The organism is Methanoregula sp. (assembly GCF_041645475.1).
GTDB lineage: Archaea > Halobacteriota > Methanomicrobia > Methanomicrobiales > Methanospirillaceae > Methanoregula.
Window position 1 is genome coordinate 107,709 of the sequence record NZ_JBAZQA010000004.1, and the last position, 15,614, is coordinate 123,322.

General features: G+C 54.8%; 18 protein-coding genes. 8 read left to right on the plus strand and 10 right to left on the minus strand.

The genetic code is table 11. The annotated features are described in order from the left end of the window. Positions 1-80: 80 nt before the first annotated feature. The 3 genes from WC598_RS05400 (at position 81) to WC598_RS05410 (ending at position 1,553) form a co-directional block, all read left to right on the plus strand. Positions 81-452 carry a cupin domain-containing protein gene (locus tag WC598_RS05400; RefSeq protein WP_372960456.1) on the plus strand — a complete coding sequence of 124 codons (372 nt, stop codon included), beginning with the start codon at positions 81-83 and terminating at the stop codon, positions 450-452. 64 nt (positions 453-516) lie between these two features. Then, entirely contained in the window at positions 517-882 is a 366-nt protein-coding gene (locus tag WC598_RS05405; RefSeq protein ID WP_372960457.1) for a hypothetical protein, read from the plus strand. A gap of 53 nt (positions 883-935) precedes the next feature. Continuing rightward, entirely contained in the window at positions 936-1,553 is a 618-nt protein-coding gene (locus WC598_RS05410) for a TMEM175 family protein (protein WP_372960458.1), read from the plus strand. Between the two features lie 362 nt (positions 1,554-1,915). Here the strand turns inward: WC598_RS05410 and WC598_RS05415 are convergent, their stop codons facing one another. The 3 genes from WC598_RS05415 to aspS all read right to left on the minus strand — a co-directional run bounded on the left by WC598_RS05415 (position 1,916) and on the right by aspS (position 4,848). Next, a complete protein-coding gene (locus WC598_RS05415) occupies positions 1,916-2,506 on the minus strand; it encodes a hypothetical protein (protein WP_372960459.1) in 591 nt (196 codons plus the stop codon). A gap of 82 nt (positions 2,507-2,588) precedes the next feature. After that, a complete protein-coding gene (locus WC598_RS05420; protein WP_372960460.1) occupies positions 2,589-3,494 on the minus strand; it encodes a methionine synthase in 906 nt (301 codons plus the stop codon). A 61-nt stretch (positions 3,495-3,555) separates the two neighbouring features. Beyond that, the gene (gene aspS / locus WC598_RS05425; protein ID WP_372960461.1) at positions 3,556-4,848 is read right to left on the minus strand and encodes an aspartate--tRNA(Asn) ligase; all 1,293 of its coding nucleotides are present in this window, start codon (positions 4,846-4,848) and stop codon (positions 3,556-3,558) included. Between the two features lie 146 nt (positions 4,849-4,994). Between aspS and WC598_RS05430 the strand changes: the two genes are divergently transcribed. The 4 genes from WC598_RS05430 (at position 4,995) to WC598_RS05445 (ending at position 6,933) form a co-directional block, all read left to right on the plus strand. Next, entirely contained in the window at positions 4,995-5,501 is a 507-nt protein-coding gene (locus tag WC598_RS05430) for a hypothetical protein (RefSeq protein WP_372960462.1), read from the plus strand. Positions 5,502-6,002: 501 nt separating this feature from the next. After that, a complete protein-coding gene (locus WC598_RS05435; protein WP_372960463.1) occupies positions 6,003-6,170 on the plus strand; it encodes a hypothetical protein in 168 nt (55 codons plus the stop codon). A gap of 113 nt (positions 6,171-6,283) precedes the next feature. Continuing rightward, positions 6,284-6,451 (plus strand): hypothetical protein, encoded by a 168-nt coding sequence (locus WC598_RS05440; RefSeq protein WP_372960464.1) that lies wholly within the window; start codon positions 6,284-6,286, stop codon positions 6,449-6,451. A 194-nt stretch (positions 6,452-6,645) separates the two neighbouring features. Beyond that, positions 6,646-6,933 carry a PKD domain-containing protein gene (locus WC598_RS05445; protein ID WP_372960465.1) on the plus strand — a complete coding sequence of 96 codons (288 nt, stop codon included), beginning with the start codon at positions 6,646-6,648 and terminating at the stop codon, positions 6,931-6,933. 44 nt (positions 6,934-6,977) lie between these two features. Here WC598_RS05445 and WC598_RS05450 read toward each other — a convergent pair whose 3' ends face one another. Beyond that, positions 6,978-9,098 (minus strand): beta-propeller domain-containing protein, encoded by a 2,121-nt coding sequence (locus tag WC598_RS05450; RefSeq protein ID WP_372960466.1) that lies wholly within the window; start codon positions 9,096-9,098, stop codon positions 6,978-6,980. A gap of 175 nt (positions 9,099-9,273) precedes the next feature. On the opposite strand from WC598_RS05450, the gene WC598_RS05455 reads away from it, so the two are divergent. Next, positions 9,274-10,233, plus strand: coding sequence for a cation diffusion facilitator family transporter (locus tag WC598_RS05455; protein WP_372960467.1), 960 nt, complete (start codon positions 9,274-9,276; stop codon positions 10,231-10,233). Positions 10,234-10,452: 219 nt separating this feature from the next. On the opposite strand, the gene WC598_RS05460 is transcribed toward WC598_RS05455, so the two are convergent. From WC598_RS05460 to argC, 6 genes are all read right to left on the minus strand, one after another. Next, positions 10,453-11,508: a hypothetical protein gene (locus WC598_RS05460; protein ID WP_372960468.1), complete on the minus strand. Its 1,056-nt coding sequence runs from the start codon at positions 11,506-11,508 to the stop codon at positions 10,453-10,455. A gap of 26 nt (positions 11,509-11,534) precedes the next feature. Beyond that, positions 11,535-11,954 (minus strand): TlpA family protein disulfide reductase, encoded by a 420-nt coding sequence (locus WC598_RS05465; RefSeq protein WP_372960469.1) that lies wholly within the window; start codon positions 11,952-11,954, stop codon positions 11,535-11,537. Positions 11,955-12,021: 67 nt separating this feature from the next. Continuing rightward, complete coding sequence (gene argB / locus WC598_RS05470; RefSeq protein WP_372960470.1) at positions 12,022-12,894, minus strand: acetylglutamate kinase; 873 nt, start codon at positions 12,892-12,894, stop codon at positions 12,022-12,024. After that, positions 12,894-14,051: a bifunctional ornithine acetyltransferase/N-acetylglutamate synthase gene (gene argJ, locus WC598_RS05475; RefSeq protein WP_372960471.1), complete on the minus strand. Its 1,158-nt coding sequence runs from the start codon at positions 14,049-14,051 to the stop codon at positions 12,894-12,896. The genes argB and argJ overlap by 1 nt, the downstream gene beginning before the upstream one ends. Beyond that, entirely contained in the window at positions 14,051-14,542 is a 492-nt protein-coding gene (locus WC598_RS05480) for a CBS domain-containing protein (protein ID WP_372960472.1), read from the minus strand. Before WC598_RS05480 ends, argJ begins: the two co-directional genes overlap by 1 nt. 9 nt (positions 14,543-14,551) lie before the next feature. Continuing rightward, on the minus strand, positions 14,552-15,538 hold the full coding sequence (gene argC, locus WC598_RS05485) for an N-acetyl-gamma-glutamyl-phosphate reductase (RefSeq protein WP_372960473.1): 987 nt from the start codon (positions 15,536-15,538) through the stop codon (positions 14,552-14,554). Between the last annotated feature and the right edge of the window lie 76 nt (positions 15,539-15,614).

Sequence of the window (15,614 nt, forward strand, 5' to 3'; positions counted from 1 at the left end):
CCGGTACGCGTGGGAATCTTCCGCACAAGAGGGATATACAAGCCCACAGAAATTATCTGTCACGAAAGGTGCTGGTTCACATGATCATACGGGATATCGCCGACTGCGGCCATGAACGCGTCATCGACCGATCGCTCCTCTGCGAGCTCCTCCACCCGGACAAGGTGTCAGGGGCCGGATCCCTCGGATGCAGCATTGCGCATGCCATCGTCCCGCCGGGAGAATCCACGCTTCCGCATATCCTGGGAAGATCAACGGAACTCTATTACATCCTGAGCGGGACCGGCGAGATGCACATCGGTTTCGAACACGGAGAGGTCCATCCGGGCCAGATCATCCTGATCCCCCCGGGTGCACGCCAGTATATCCGGAATACCGGCCCGGGAGATCTGGTATTCCTCTGCATTGTAGCCCCGAAATGGCAGGCTGACGACGAGGTCCTGGTCAGCTGACCACCCATCAGTTCCCCCACCGGCCATACACACATTTTTATAGCTGCACCAATATCCATGAACTATGGATACTACCGGTCGCGACCGGTTCCAACGGACACGGGTCTTCTTCTTCCTGATTCTTTTTGCAGCAGTAGTATGGGCAGTCTTCCTTCTCCAGCGGGGGGAGATTCTCATCTTCAGTTTCATGTTTGCGGGGCTTGCATCCGCAAACCCCCTCGTTGCATTCGTTGAGATTCGGAACCCGGAGGAGGCCCGATCGCTGTTCTTCTTCTACATCCTCGTGCTTGCCGCACTGCTCTGGGCTGTTTTCCTCTTAATGCTGGGGGTCCATCTGTGGGTGAGCCTGTTCCTCTTCATCATCGCTATCGGCATACCGGCCCTCCTCATAATCACAGAAAAGAGAGCCGGACCGGTTGAAGGTGCGTGAATCACGCATCGGGAAATTGATACTGAAGGAGAACACATCCTCCTGTGAGACAGATGAGCGGAGAGACAGAGTATCACATAGCAAAAAACAGGCTGGAGACCCTTATCGATGGTATCTTCGCCATAGCGATGACGTTGCTTGTCCTGAGCATTGCCGCACCAAAACCCCCGGTTTCCCAGGCACTGGAAATTCTTCCAAAGGCAGTGTTCCACCTCTTCCCGCAGTTTTTCATCTTTGTGATCGCGTTTCTGGTCCTGGCAATCTTCTGGCTGATCCACCACCGGCAGTTCCATTTCATCAGGATCGTTGATCCGCGGCTCCTCTGGATCAACATCTTCCTCCTCATCTTTATCGTCCTTGTACCCTTCTCAACCGACATGGCCGGTGACTACCCGGAGGTCCCGGTTGCGGTCCTGTTCTTTCATGTGAACATCCTGATGATAGGGCTCATCTTTGCCGTTCACTGGAGACATATCTGCCACTCGGAACACCTCTGCGACACCCGGCCGGATGATAAGGTGATACGGGCACGGTTCATCGATACTACCCTCATACCGATCGTGGCCGTTGCGGCAATACTGATATCCACGATCAGCTGCCCGGCCTCGCTGCTTGTCTACATCCTCATTCCGGTGATAATCCTTCTCCTGAATCCAAGAAGCCTGTTCTGAGAACCCGGTGTCCGCATTTTTTTCGTAAATGTGAGAGCATCAGGTTTCCATTACCGACCGGGGTGGGTTACCGGAGTCGTGGATACCGGGGGCCCTGCAAAAAGAATCCCTTTGTATGAAATGGGCACAGGCCTGTCGCTGATGATGAAAACGGATATCATTACGGCGGTCTTTCCTCTCTGCCCCATGATCCGGGGGATTCGGGAATTACCCCGCAAACCAGATACCCGTGTGAATCCCGACCACAAGACCAGGAAACACCATCGGGCGGAACAGGGCGGCTAAAAAAGCGACACTAACAGGACCACCCGGATACCGCCGGGGCAGGATGCTGGATCGGAAAAAAGAGGGAATACGGGGATTTAATCCCAGTAATTTTTGACAAATATTCTGGATTTTTGTATCCTCGGGGTCAGGCACCGGAGGGCGATCGGCACGATGAGGATGGTAACAATGATGTTACTGATAAGCCATGTTGAGAAGGCACTGCCAATCATATCGGGGGTGATGATATTTCCAAGACCCAGCGTCCAGGCGCCCCAGGCAGCCCCGATGACATTGTTGATGATGACACCGAAGATAACAAGCAGGTTCACATCCCGGATATTCGCAAGGCTTAAGTCCACATCGAACGACCGGAGGGCAACGAGCGGGATGAGCACCTGGAGGAGCCCGGCAACAGCCCAGTAGAATGCAACTTCGGGGTGGCCCGCGAGCCCCCCGGAGGAGAGGAGAGCCCCGATGAATGTTCCGACATAGGCGGCTATGGCACCGTACGCGCCAAACCAGAGCGTGAAGAGGATCATGAACGCAACGGCAATATACAGCCAGGACACCCCGCTCAGCGTAGAGGAGGTAAAGAAGGAGGACAGCCAGGCAAGGATGGTATTGACGACGATGAGGAGGAGTGTGAGAATCACAAAGATATACGTAGGCTCACGAGCTTTTTTCATGGGTTCACCTTTATTTGATATTGTCTGCACATATAAATAGTATTTATTCTTATGCGGAGAGATCGGGCGGGATAAAAAACGATTATAGTGCGATCCGCACTTCTTTTGCCGCTTCGCACATGTTCTTGAGTTTCCAGTAGGCGGACTCCCGGCTCCGCATCCGCATCCCGCAGTCCGGATCGATCAAGAGGATCTTCGGGTCGAAATATTCCACGCCTTTCTCGATCCGCTTCCGGATCTCCTGGACCGTCTCAACCTCTTCAGAGGACGAGTCCACGCAGCCATACCCGAGCATCCTGCCGGCAAGATCCCGGCGGGAAAGGATATCGAGGTTTGCCTGGTTGTTCGAGAACTCGAAATCCAGCACGCTGACATTGTACTTCAGGATCTCATCGAGAACGTTTGCAAGGTTTCCGCAGACATGCATGCAGGTGGGGATGCGGACTGCGGAGGTGATCAGCTCTACTGCCTCTTTTCCCACAGCGAGATCGGCGATGCCGGTCGAGAGGATGGGCTCATCGATCTGGAGGAGGGTAACACCTGCCGCTTCGAGACTTTTTGCCTCAACGATCAGGGCCGCGGCCAGATCGAGGGCCAGTTCCTCCTTGTTCCGGTACATCGGTGTACTCAGGTGGAGCCCGTGGGCGAGCGTGGAGGGACCGGTGATGATCCCTTTCACCTTGGGGGCCTTCGAGAGGGCAAACCTGGTATCCGCCGTGGTGATCGGTCCTGCCGCGGGCTGGATCTTGCCGATCACGTCCTGGCCCTTTATGCCGGGGAGCTGGGCGGTAAAGGCCCCGATCATGTCTCCCCGCACCTGCCCGTCCGAGATGATGTCGATACCGGCCCCGATCTGGTCGGCAACGGCAGTCTCCACTGCTGCATGGAGCGGGTCAAAGAGGCTTTTTAATCCGCTTCCCTTCACCACGGGATAACTGCCCACCACGGTTGTGGCGAGCACCTTGTTGATGAAATAATTCTTGGACATAGTTTTCCGGGCAATGCACTTGGTACAAGCACATCGACGCCCGCGTAAAAATAGTTCGTGGTCAGGGGACCAGCCGGTGCATATCGCGCGGGAAGAGGACGGCCTCCCGGACATTGGAAAGCCCGAGCATGGTCATAACGAGCCGGTCGGCACCGAGTCCCCAGCCCGCATGCGGGGGCATGCCGTAGCGGAACGGCTTGAGGTAGAACTCGAAACTTTCGGGGTTGAGACCTTTCTTTCTGATCTGGTTGACAAGAACGTCGTACCGGTGTTCCCGCTGCGCACCGCTCGAGAGCTCCATTCTCGGGTGCATCATATCGAACGCCTTGCAGATCGAGGGGTCGTTCTCGTACTGCATCGCGTAATAGGGGCGGATCTCGGACGGCCAGTCAACTATGAAATAGTGCCCTCCCATCTCGGCGCCAATGGCGCGCTCTGCGGCGGGGCTGATGTCGTCGCCGTACTTGATCGGATCCTCGATCTTCTTTGCTGCGATCTCGATAGCCTCGGCATAGGGGAGCCGGGGGAACGGACCTTTCGGCACGCAGAAATCATTGATCTCGATGTTGGCAAGCTGGGTGCTGCACGTCTTGTCCACGTACTCGTACGTCTTGATGATGAGATCTTCAAGAACACGCATGACTTCAAGGTGATCGGCAAACGAGACCTCGATATCAATGGAAGTTGCCTCGTTGAGGTGCTTGGTGGTGCTGTGCTCCTCGGCACGGAAGATCGGGCCGATCTCGTACACCTTCTCGCAGCCCGCTGCCATCATCATCTGCTTGTAGAGCTGCGGGCTCTGGTTGAGGAAGGCCTCCTTGTCAAAGTAGGCAATGGGGAAGAGCTCGGTGCCTCCCTCGGTTGCTGCGGCCACGATCTTGGGGGTGGTGATGGCAGTGAAGCCTGCATTGTGGAGATACTGGCTGATCGCGTAGCAGGCCGCACTCCGGATCTCGAAGACCGCGGCAACGCGGGGGCGCCGGACATCGAGGAAACGGGCATCGAGCCTTGTATCGAGTTCGGCAGAAACTTTCTCGGAAACATCGAGCGGGAGCGGGGTTTCTGCAAGGCTGATGATCTCGATGGACTCGGGAACAAGCTCGCGACCACCGGGGGCCTTGTCAATTGCCTTGACCGGGCCACAGACCCGGACAACGGATTCCCTGGAGACAGCTTTCACTGCGGCAAGAACCGTTTCAGAGACTTTCTTTTTCGGGATGGTCACCTGGATGATACCGGTCCGGTCGCGGATGAGCATGAAGGCAAGGCCGCCGAGGTCCCTGACCTCGTGGACCCAGCCGCAGATCTCGGCGGTGCCGGTTTCCGGTGTGACATTCTGTATGGGTATACGCATCAAAATCCTATAACAATGGGCCGGGGGGGATAATGGACTTTATGGGAATTTTTTCCGTTCCGGCCAGCAGGGAGGGAGTGGATCTGAAGAACTGCAAGACACAATCCGTAAATATTTTCCAGCCGTTCGTGTACCTGAGGAGACGAATGACGGATCCGATAAGTGATATGGAAGCAAAGGATAAGAAAGGCTGGAGCACGGGCACGAAAGTCCTCCTGGGCGTAGTTGTCGCAATCGTGCTCATTGCAATCATTGCGGTCTTTACTCTGACGATCGCAGTGCTCGAAGTGGATGCCGGGACACAGTACCCGTATGTCACGACCTACCGGGTCAGCCTGCCGGATGGCGATCCCGTAACCATAGGAAAAACCAGGATCGCGGTGATGAGCTATGGAAACGAGGTTCTTACCGATGTTGACGGCACCAAGGAAAAACTCACGATCGGCCAGCAGCGCGTCATCAGCCCCCATTCGGCACGAATCTCTGCGCTGGGGCTCCCGATTCTGGATACCGATTTCCAGATTACCCTCACGTACGTTGGTACGAGCGGGAAGAACGCACTCTTCGATATGACGGTGCAGACCTCAAAACAGATCCCCGACCTCATGCTCCGTCGCCTGATCCCGGCGAGCATGAACGCCCAGCCGGTCTGAGCGTGCCAGGAGTCCCGCGTTTCCCCGTGGGACGTTCCTTTTTTTAGCATCTTTATGTAACCTGATTCGCATGCCAGAGGAGCGCGTGTTTTCCTGATCCCGTACTTTCCGAAAGCGAAGTCTTGTTTCACGTTTACGTTCTGACAGAGCCGGGTTTTCCAACCAGACCCTGCTCTAAATTTTTTCATCAAACCTTGATTGCAAAAAAATCATCGCGATCACGATCGCGATTGAAAACCTGATCCGGATCAACCGGACTTTGATTTTTATTTTTCAACCGGACTTTGATTTTTTCTTTTCAGTCAAACCCTGCCTGAAAATTTCCAAGCAACCTTTGGTTGAAAAACAGAGTTCGCGATCAGGTCTCCGTCATGGATTGACAAATTGACCTGATGCAGGTGTGATTAACTTTTCACAACCACACCTTGATGAAAATTTTTCAGGCAGACCCTACTCTAAATTTTTTCATCAAACCTTGATTGCAAAAAAATCATCGCGATCATGACCTCGCTTGAAAAATCGATCCGGATCAACCAGACCTTGATTTTTATTTTTCAACCGGACTTTGATTTTTTCTTTTCAGTCAAACCCTGCCTGAAAATTTTCAAACAACCTTTGGTTGAAAAACGAGGTCCCCGGGCCGGCCTCCGTCGTGGCTTCACAAATTGACCTGATGCAGGTGTGATTAACTTTTCACAACCACACTTTGATGAAAATTTTTCAGGCAGACCCTGCTCTAAATTTTTTCATCAAACCTTGATTGCAAAAAAATCATCGAGATCATGATCGCGATTGAAAACCTGATCCGGATCAATCGAACCTTGATTTTTATTTTTCAACCGGACTTTGATTTTTTCTTTTCAGTCAAACCCTGCCTGAAAATTTTCAAACAACCTTTGGTTGAAAAACGAAGTCCCCGGGCCGGCCTCCGTCGTGGATTGACAAATTGACCTGATGCAGGTGTGATTAACTTTTCACAACCACACCTTGATGAAAATTTTTCAGGCAGACCCTGCTCTAAATTTTTTCATCAAACCTTGATTGCAAAAAAATCATCGCGATCACGATCGCGATTGAAAAATCAATCCGGATCAACCGGACCTTGATTTTTATTTTTCAACCGGACCCTGGTTGAAAAGGGTACATGGGCCAATCGCCCCCTCGATTGTGGTACCTGACCTATGGTTTTTATTATAACAACGGGTATGGTAACGCGAATGCCGGTGCTCTCGGGTATCCCAACACATTTTACATAAAAACGGGCGCGCCTCCGAGAAATCCCACGGTGGTTTCGTTTACCGGCACCCCGCTCTCCGGCGCACCCCCGTTAGCGGTGCAGTTCAATGACACGTCCACCAACTCGCCGATCTCATGGAACTGGTCGTTCGGCGACGGGAATACACCGATCGACCGGCCCCTGTCACTGCGCTGAATCGTGCCGGGGACGGTTGCACCGCTAAAAAAGAATTAATCCCTCTATGCAGTCATTTTCACCGGCGGGTACAACACATCCTCCTTCCCGTTGAGGGGAATCGTTGCAATCGTCGTATTGATCCGGTCGAGCGGATTTGCCAGGATCTTTGCTGCCGAGAGCGTATAGAGTGTATCGCCGATGTAAAGTGAGCGCTTCACCTCGTTTTGCGAACTGCCGTAATAATAATACCCGGTGCCACCAGTGCCGTGCTCCACGGTGCCCCGCAGGGCAAACCCGTTTTCAGGATTGATCCCGAAGACGTATGCCCCGTACCAGACATGCGGCTGGTCGCCGCTCAGCTTTGTTGCCTGGACCGCGTTCTGCCGGACCACCCGGGCCGGGATCACGAGGAGGTTCTTTTCCTTATCAAAGAGGAATGCCTTGTGGTCCGAGAGGGCGGCCGAGTCCGAACCCGCATCCCCGATCTCGACCTTTCCCGCGAGCCGGGGATGCTCCACGTCACTCACATCGAAGAGGGCGAGCTTGAGGCCCTGGGTCGAGACCCCGCCCCAGTCATTGGTCCCGGTCTCCTTGCCAAGGCCGATAATGTAATTCTTGTCATAGGGGTGGAGATAGTCCGAGTAACCGGGGAGTTTGAGTTTTCCCAGGATCTTCGGGCTTGCCGGGGTCGAGAGGTCGATGACAAAGAACGGGTCAACCCGTTTGAAGGTAACCATATAGAGCCGGTCGCCCATGAACCGGGTAGAGTAGATCTTCTCCTGCTCGGCGATGTGCGTTAAGGAGCCGATGGTCTTCATCGCGGGGTCCAGGACAAAGACGCTGTTGTACTCGTACTGCCCCCGGGTTGTCCAGACATCGGAAGTTGTTGCAACGCGGAGGTTGCTGTTGTACTCGTCCAGGGCGAACTGGTTTTTCAGGTATCCCGGCACCTCGCCTTTGGCAGCATAGGCTATCGCACCGTTATCGATCGCAATCCTGTGGATGACGGTCGTGGTCTGGTCGATCTCCTTTTTGAGGAGGCTTTCCTCTTCCGCACCCTTCATCTCGGTTATCAGGCGCTGCTTATCGGTCTCACTTAATGCATTGAAGTTTTCCATGACCACAGGCACCGAAATCCCGACTGATGTACCAGCAGTGCCGGCCCGTGCAACCGCCGGCTCCGCCCCGCCCCGCATCGTCCGGTAGATCGGGTGGTATTTCTGGTAACTCAGGTAGATGGCGTCGGGTGAGACATAGAGGATATTGCCACTGCCGGCAAGGTATGTCTTTGCGTCCTTCTCGTTTCCGCTCGAGATATCAAACGAGGTTACTGTGGTAAAGGCGTACTGCCGCTCGGGGTTGTCGAAATAGTAAACATCCGGGGATGCGACAATGTTCCCGCTCTCTTTTATGACCGGGACCGTGAACTCCGCATCGCGATACAGGGAGATCTGCTCGCGGGTGATGAGGTAAAGGCTGCCGCCAATAAGACGGGCATCGATATAATCCCCGTCAATGGTGTAATCCTTTACGGGCCGGGGGTTCTTCCGGTCGCTGATATCGTAGAAGATCACGTGGGTGACCGGGGAATATCCCCCGTAGTAGGGCATGGACTTCATCTGCGATGCATACATGGGCCGGCTGCTGTCCGAAGCAACTGCGCTCCCTGTTGTAAAAAGAACAAGCCGGTTGCCCGAGACAAAGATCTCCCGGGGGGTATCTTCAAGAGCGGTCCTGGAGATGACCGAGGCGGAGGTTGCCGGGTACGCATCTGCGATCGTGAGGGTGTCCCCCGAGATAGCATAAATATACCGGCCATCGTTTTTCACAAAATCCGGCTCATCCACCCCGGCTACCTGGACGTTCGTCTCCGAATATCCTGTGGCTCCGGATGAGGGGAGGGCCGAGCCAAGACCTTTGGAAGTCGCGGTTGCCTCGGCCCGCTGGGGTACCGAAACTCCGGACTCCCCGACAAATACCGCATTGCCTGTCGCGAAACTTTCGCCCCAGGTATCCGTGACGATCCGGGAATTGTTCTCGATGTACTGGCGGATTTCGGCCGCTGAACCGAATTTTTTTATCTCCCCGGTGGCCGGTGTTTTCTGGTCAGTGCAGCCCGCGGTAATAAGGGCTGCGGTAAGGAGAGCCAGAAGAGCAAGGGAGATGAAGAACCTGCGGGACATAGTGGATCAATGACCCTTGGGGGGCGGAGCTCATCAATCTGGCGTTAACTGCGAAAAATCCGGTAGTTATCGGTTTTTTCCCGGGCCCGGAATGGCCAGGCCGGCTCTGTTACCCGCACCCGGCCGTTCCCGCCAAATCTTCATCTTGAGAAACGTCAAAAGGTAATGCGAAAGCATGGATGCCCCTCCCACGGATAAGCAATCCCTTGACAAACTCAAGGAAAAGACCGCCCACCTCTCCATCATCTCCAATACCGGCCTCGTGCTGATGAAATTTGTTGTCGGGTTTGCGATAGGTTCCGTCAGTATCATATCGGAAGCGATCCACTCCTCGATGGACCTGATCGCAGCCGTGATCGCATTCTTTTCGGTCCGGAAATCCGCAGAACCCCCGGATGCGGGACACTCGTTCGGGCACGGGAAGTTCGAGGATGTGTCAGGTCTTATCGAAGCCCTGCTGATCTTTGTTGCAGCCATCCTGATCATCCGCGAGGCGCTCATAAAACTGCTGGGGCACACACCGGAAGAGCTCAAACCCGAACTGCTCGTTGCCGGTATTGCCGTCATGGGAATCTCGGCTCTTGTAAACTGGTATGTCTCCCAGCGGCTCATGAAGGTGGCAAAACAGACGGAGTCCATAGCACTCGAGAGCGATGCCTGGCACCTGCGGACCGATGTTTACACCTCCCTCGGCGTATTCCTTGGCCTTATCCTCATCCGGCTGACAGGAATTACCCTCTTCGACCCGATCTTTGCCATCGGGGTTGCCATCGTGATCATGAAGGCCGCCTACGACCTCACCGTGCGGTCATTTGCCGACCTGATCGATCACAGCATTCCCGAGAAGGACGAACAGCAGATCAAGAAGATCATCTGCGAACACGCAAACGACTATGCAGGGTTCCACGACCTGAGAACCAGGCGCTCGGGTCCTGAGATCTTCATCGAGTTCCACCTGGTGATGCCGGGCGAGATCACGGTGTTGCAGTCCCACGACTTTGCCGATCACCTGGAGGCCGATCTCATGCTGGAATACCCGAGGGCGAATGTGACTATCCATATCGAGCCCTGTAACAAGGGATGCACCCGGTGCGGATCGTTCTGCACGTTTTATAAAAAACAGGGAAAGAAATAACCTCACAGACCAGGGACAATTCCCTGCTTTTTTTTATTATCCCCGTAACGCTCCTCAGTTGAGGCATCCCGTACCAGCCGGCAGATCGGATAATCGTATTCTCCCGACACAAAACACACAAAAATCCAGGTATAACTGCCTCATTGTGGAGACCATCCGGCAATCAAGCCAATAGAGCAGGAGCAGTACCCAAAAAAAAGCGAACCGGGTGAAAACTCCTTACCCAATCCACCCGGAAACGATAACCAGACCGATTGCCACCATCGCAATCCCGATGATCATCCGGAGGAGCCGCCGGTTCCCGAGCCGCCAGCGGTCCGCCTGCCGGGGGGAGAGGCCATACGCCACGAGGAGAACGACAAGGGCAAGGGGGAGAACAAAAATCACGTTATAGAGAATCAGGTAGGGGAGGCCGGTAAGGAGCGTGAAACTGCGGCCCATGAGCCCGAGGATGCTGATGTAGATCCCCCCGGTGCAGGAGAACCCGAACAGTCCTGCAAGAATACCGAGGATAAATGCCGCAGGCACGGACACTTTTTCCAGGTACCGTCCGAGAATGCCTTTTTTCGAATCGGGAACCGACAACAGGTAGGTCTCCTTATTCCTGATCACATCGAGAATGGTGACAAGGCCGAGCGCGATCGCAACAGCTGCGCCGATAAGCGAGAACATCCGGGAATATCCCGACAGGGAAATCACCGAGAAGAGGCCGATCCCGACAAGCAGGTGGAACAGGAACATCGCTGCTACATACGAACCGCCAACGAGCAAAATCCTCCGCCGGTTTCCTGCCACCGTCAGGGAGACCAGTAAAAAGATCAAAATGGCAAAGGCACAGGGATTGATGCTGTCGATCAATGCAGAAACGATCACCACCGGTATCGTGAGTGAGGTCATTCCTGCCGGATAGTCAAAGCCGGATGGCCGGATCTGACCAGGGGCCGCACCATTGCCCGCCGCCAGCCGATCCCTTTCGGCAAGGATGCTCTCTTCCAGATGATCCCGGATCTCAATATCCCCGATCAGAGCCTTGTTCCCGATGATGATGAGGGGGATGCCGGCATTCCCGAGGCCGTACTGCAGGTTCACTGCTGAAAAATTCTGCTGGTTAGTGGCATTGTTGTACACTTCCCGCATCTCAATTCGGAGATCCGGGTATTTTGCACGAAGAGTGGCAAGGACCGGCTTCACATTCTCGCAATGGCTGCAGCCGTCACCGTAATAATAGAGCGCGGAAATAGTTGTGCCGGGAGCCGGAATCCCGGGTCCGGGCACTGGGGATTTGAGCGTTTCAGCGGCGATCAGCGCTTTTTTTTTAACTGGTCAATAATGGCCTGTTCCAGTTTTTCCGGGATATCTTTCTCACCGATGAGGACGACATCTCCCACAACAGCTTCAGGCACGGCAGCGTAACGGACTCCCAGATCCTGGTTGACCTGAGTATACAGGATATAATTCGTCTGGTTGTGCCAGGTTTCCAGGAAGAGAATATCTGCCGCTGGATATTTCTGCTGGAGGGACTGCACAAAAGGCATAATTTTATGGCAGTGGGGGCATTCTTTCCCGTAAAAATAATACACGGTCACATTGCCGCCAGGACCAATGCCAGTACTCCCCTGAGAGGATTGGCCGGGGCTGGCAGCGGGATAGACGAATACCAGCGCAGCGCAGAAAATTATGACCGCAAACAATCCCACGGAGATCTTGATTATTTTATCCATAGATTACAATTCCAGTATTAAGTGTGGCAGTTACTGATTTAATAAAATACCCAGATTTTTTTAAAAATTACCTGAGCGAGATCATCGTGCCCACCCCGTCGTGGGTGAACAGTTCCAGGATGAGGTTGTGCTCAATGTTGCCGTTAATGACGTGGGAGTAGACAACGCCGTTCTCTACCGCTTTTACAACGGAGTTCACTTTCGGGATCATTCCTTCCCCGATTGCCCCGGTTTTCTGCAGTTCGCCTGCTTCAGCAATGGTGAGTTTCCGGAAGACTTTTGTCCGTGCCTTGTCCATGACACCGTCAACGTCTGTCATGTTGACCAGTTTGTATGCCCCAAGCGCGATAGCGATATCCCCGGCCGCAGTATCGGCATTGATATTGAGACTGCCCCCGTGCTTGTCGATGGCTATGGGAGAGACCACCGGGATGTAATTCTTATCCAGCAGGGTGTTGAGGATCGTGGGATCGATATATTCGATCTCCCCGACGTGCCCGAGATCGACTTCGGTCTGGACGCCGCCGACCTTGATCTTCTGGATCTCCATCTTCTTTGCAAGGATCAGGTTCCCGTCGCTCCCGGAGAGCCCTACCCCCCGGGCGCCGCACTTGGCAATGAGGGAGACGATGCCCTTGTTGATCTTGCCGACGAGCACCATCTGGGCGATCTCGAGGGTTTCCTGATCGGTGACCCGGAGACCTCCCACAAAGACCGACTCCTTTCCCATCTGCTTCATCTTCTCGCTGATCTCAGGGCCCCCTCCGTGGACCAGCACGACCCGGATACCCACATAGTGCAGAAGGACAGCGTCGCGGATGGCATTTTCCAGAACAACCGGGTCCACCATGGCGTGGCCTCCGAGCTTGATTACTATGGTCTTCCCGTGGAACTGCTGGATGTACGGGAGGGCCTCCATGAGAACGTCTTCGCGTTTCATTATGTGGTATACCTCCCGTTGATCTCCACGTAGCGCTCGGTCAGGTCGCAGCCCCATGCGCTCGCTTCTTCCCTGCCGGCTGCGAGATCGAGGATGAAGATCACGGTCTTGCCGCTCATTGCCTGCTTGGCCTTCTTCAGGTCAGCGATGATCTCGCCGGATTTGACGAGAGGGTACTTGTTCTTCCCGTCGCTTATCCAGAGGGAGACCGCATTCGGGTCGAACTTTACCCGGGCCCGCCCGGCTGCCGCAACAACGCGGCCCCAGTTGGGATCTTCCCCATAAACAGCGGTCTTCACCAGGGGGGATTCGATGACAGTCCGGGCCACTCTTGCTGCATCGGATTCCTTTACTGCTCCCGTAACCCGGATTTCAAGGAGTTTTGTTGCCCCCTCGCCGTCTGCGGCAATCTGCTTTGCCAGGGAGCGGCAGCACTCCTCAAGGGCGGCAGAGAACTCCTCTTCCCTGACTTTACCGGCTTCTCCGGTGGCCGTGCAGAGCGCGATATCGTTGGTACTCGAATCCCCGTCAACCACGACCCGGTTGAACGACCGCTTGGTTGCGAGCTTCAGGGAGTCCCGGAGCTGTTTTGCCCCGACATCAGCATCGGTATAGATGAACGCGAGCATGGTGCCCATGTTCGGGGCGATCATGCCGCTTCCCTTGCAGATCCCGGCAACGGTAAAGGTCTCTTTTTCAACAAGGGCATGCTTCTGGACAGTATCCGTGGTCATGATTGCAGCGGCGGCATGCGTCTCGGCTTCCGCGCTGGAGGCAAGAGCCGGTGCAACCGCGACACACTGCTTCCGGATGAGTGGAAGATCCAGGTAACGGCCGATAACCCCGGTGCTTGCAACACCGATACGGTCCGGCTCAAGCCCGAGAGCCGAACTGGCGTACTCGGTCATGACGACAGCATCCTCGTACCCTTTCTGCCCGGTGTAAGCGTTCGCACATCCGCTGTTCACGATGACCGCATCCAGTTTTCCTTTGCGGATCTGGGTGCGCATGAGCTGGATGGGCGCGGCCTTGACCAGGTTTTCCGTGAACACACCGGCGGCCGTCCCGGTTGCGCGGATCAGGGCCAGGCCGAACTTTCCTTCTTTCATCCCACAGGCAGTCACACCTTCAACTGCACAGATACTTCGTTTCTTCATTATTGATCAGATCCTTCAGCGGTATAGGACGAACCGACCGCGTTTATGATGTCTGCACGGGTAATGATACCCACGAGAGTCTTGTCGTGGAGGACCGGCAGGCGCGAGACCCCTTCCTTGAGCATCAGGGATGCTGCAGCCTCGATGTCCATATCCTCGCGGGCCGATATAATCCGGCGGGTCATGACTTTTTTTGCCGGCATATCACCGATATTCCGGAGTGCGTGCTTGGTCTTTTCCCAGTTGACGTACTCCCGGATGGGTATCTCGATGACCTCGAACGGGGACGGGAGCCAGAGATCGTCTGAGATCCGTTCCGTCTCTAAGAGGGAGATGAGATCGGATTCCGTGACCATCCCGACAAGTCTGCTCCCGTCCATGACCGGCAGGCCACCGATGTGGTGCTTCTTGAACAGCGCCACGACTTCGCGGAGCGGGGTATCAGCCTTGCAGGTTACCGGGTTTTTTGTCATAGCTTCGCAAACGAGCATCAGATCCTCCTATGGCAGCATCCCCGGGTGCATGAGTCCGTCCTGTTCCTTTAATCCGCACATCAGGTTCATGTTCTGGATAGCCTGGCCGCTTGCCCCTTTCACGAGATTGTCGATTGCGGATACTGCCACTACGCGGCTGCCCTCGCTCTCGACCATGATATCGCAGAAGTTGCTGCCCCGGACTGCCGCAAGCGAGGGCTTCTGGAACCGGACAAAGTATTCATCCTTATAATAATCCCGGTAGAGGTTCTCCACGTCTTTCTGGTCCATGGGTTCGTTCAGCAGGATATGTGCAGTAGTCAGGATGCCGCGGTTGACCGGGACGAGATGGGGCGTAAAGTAACATTTCGCAGCGGATCCCAGGTGCGAAAGCTCCTGCTTCATCTCGGCGAGGTGCCGGTGGGAGGTCAGCTTGTAGGGTCCGATGTTGTCCCCTACGTTGGGGTAATGGGTTGTTGCTGACGGATTGTCCCCGGCTCCGCTCACGCCGGTCTTGGAGTCATAGATCACCGTATGCGCGTATCTGGCGAGCGGCGCGGCGGCAAGGGTTGCACCGGTCGGGAAACAGCCGGGATTCGAGACGAACTTTGCACCAATACAGTCCTTGCGGTGGATCTCGGGAATGCCGTACGGTGCAGGGAAGTAATCCGTATGGGGGACCCCGTACGCTTTCTCATAGATCTCCTTTGGCAACCGGTAATCCGCGCTCAGGTCCACAACTTTGATCCCGCGGGAGAGCAGTTTGCCGGCATACGTCATCGCTGCAGTATGGGGAACCGCAAGGAATGCCACATCTGCATCGATGGCATCGATCTCGGGGTTCTCGAAGTTGAGGCTGGTAAATCCCTTCAGCTGGGGATGAACCTGATCCAGAGGGGTTCCCGCAAGTTTACGTGACGTGGCGCAGACAACATCTGCGGTGGAGTGGTGAACGAGGAGGCGAATCAGCTCACCACCGGCATAGCCGGAGGCCCCGATAATCGCAATTTTCATAGAAGAGTTTCAGGTTGTGGAAATTTAATGCTTTTTAGACGGGCAATCGATCGGTCCCCATAAAAAAAAGGTTTCA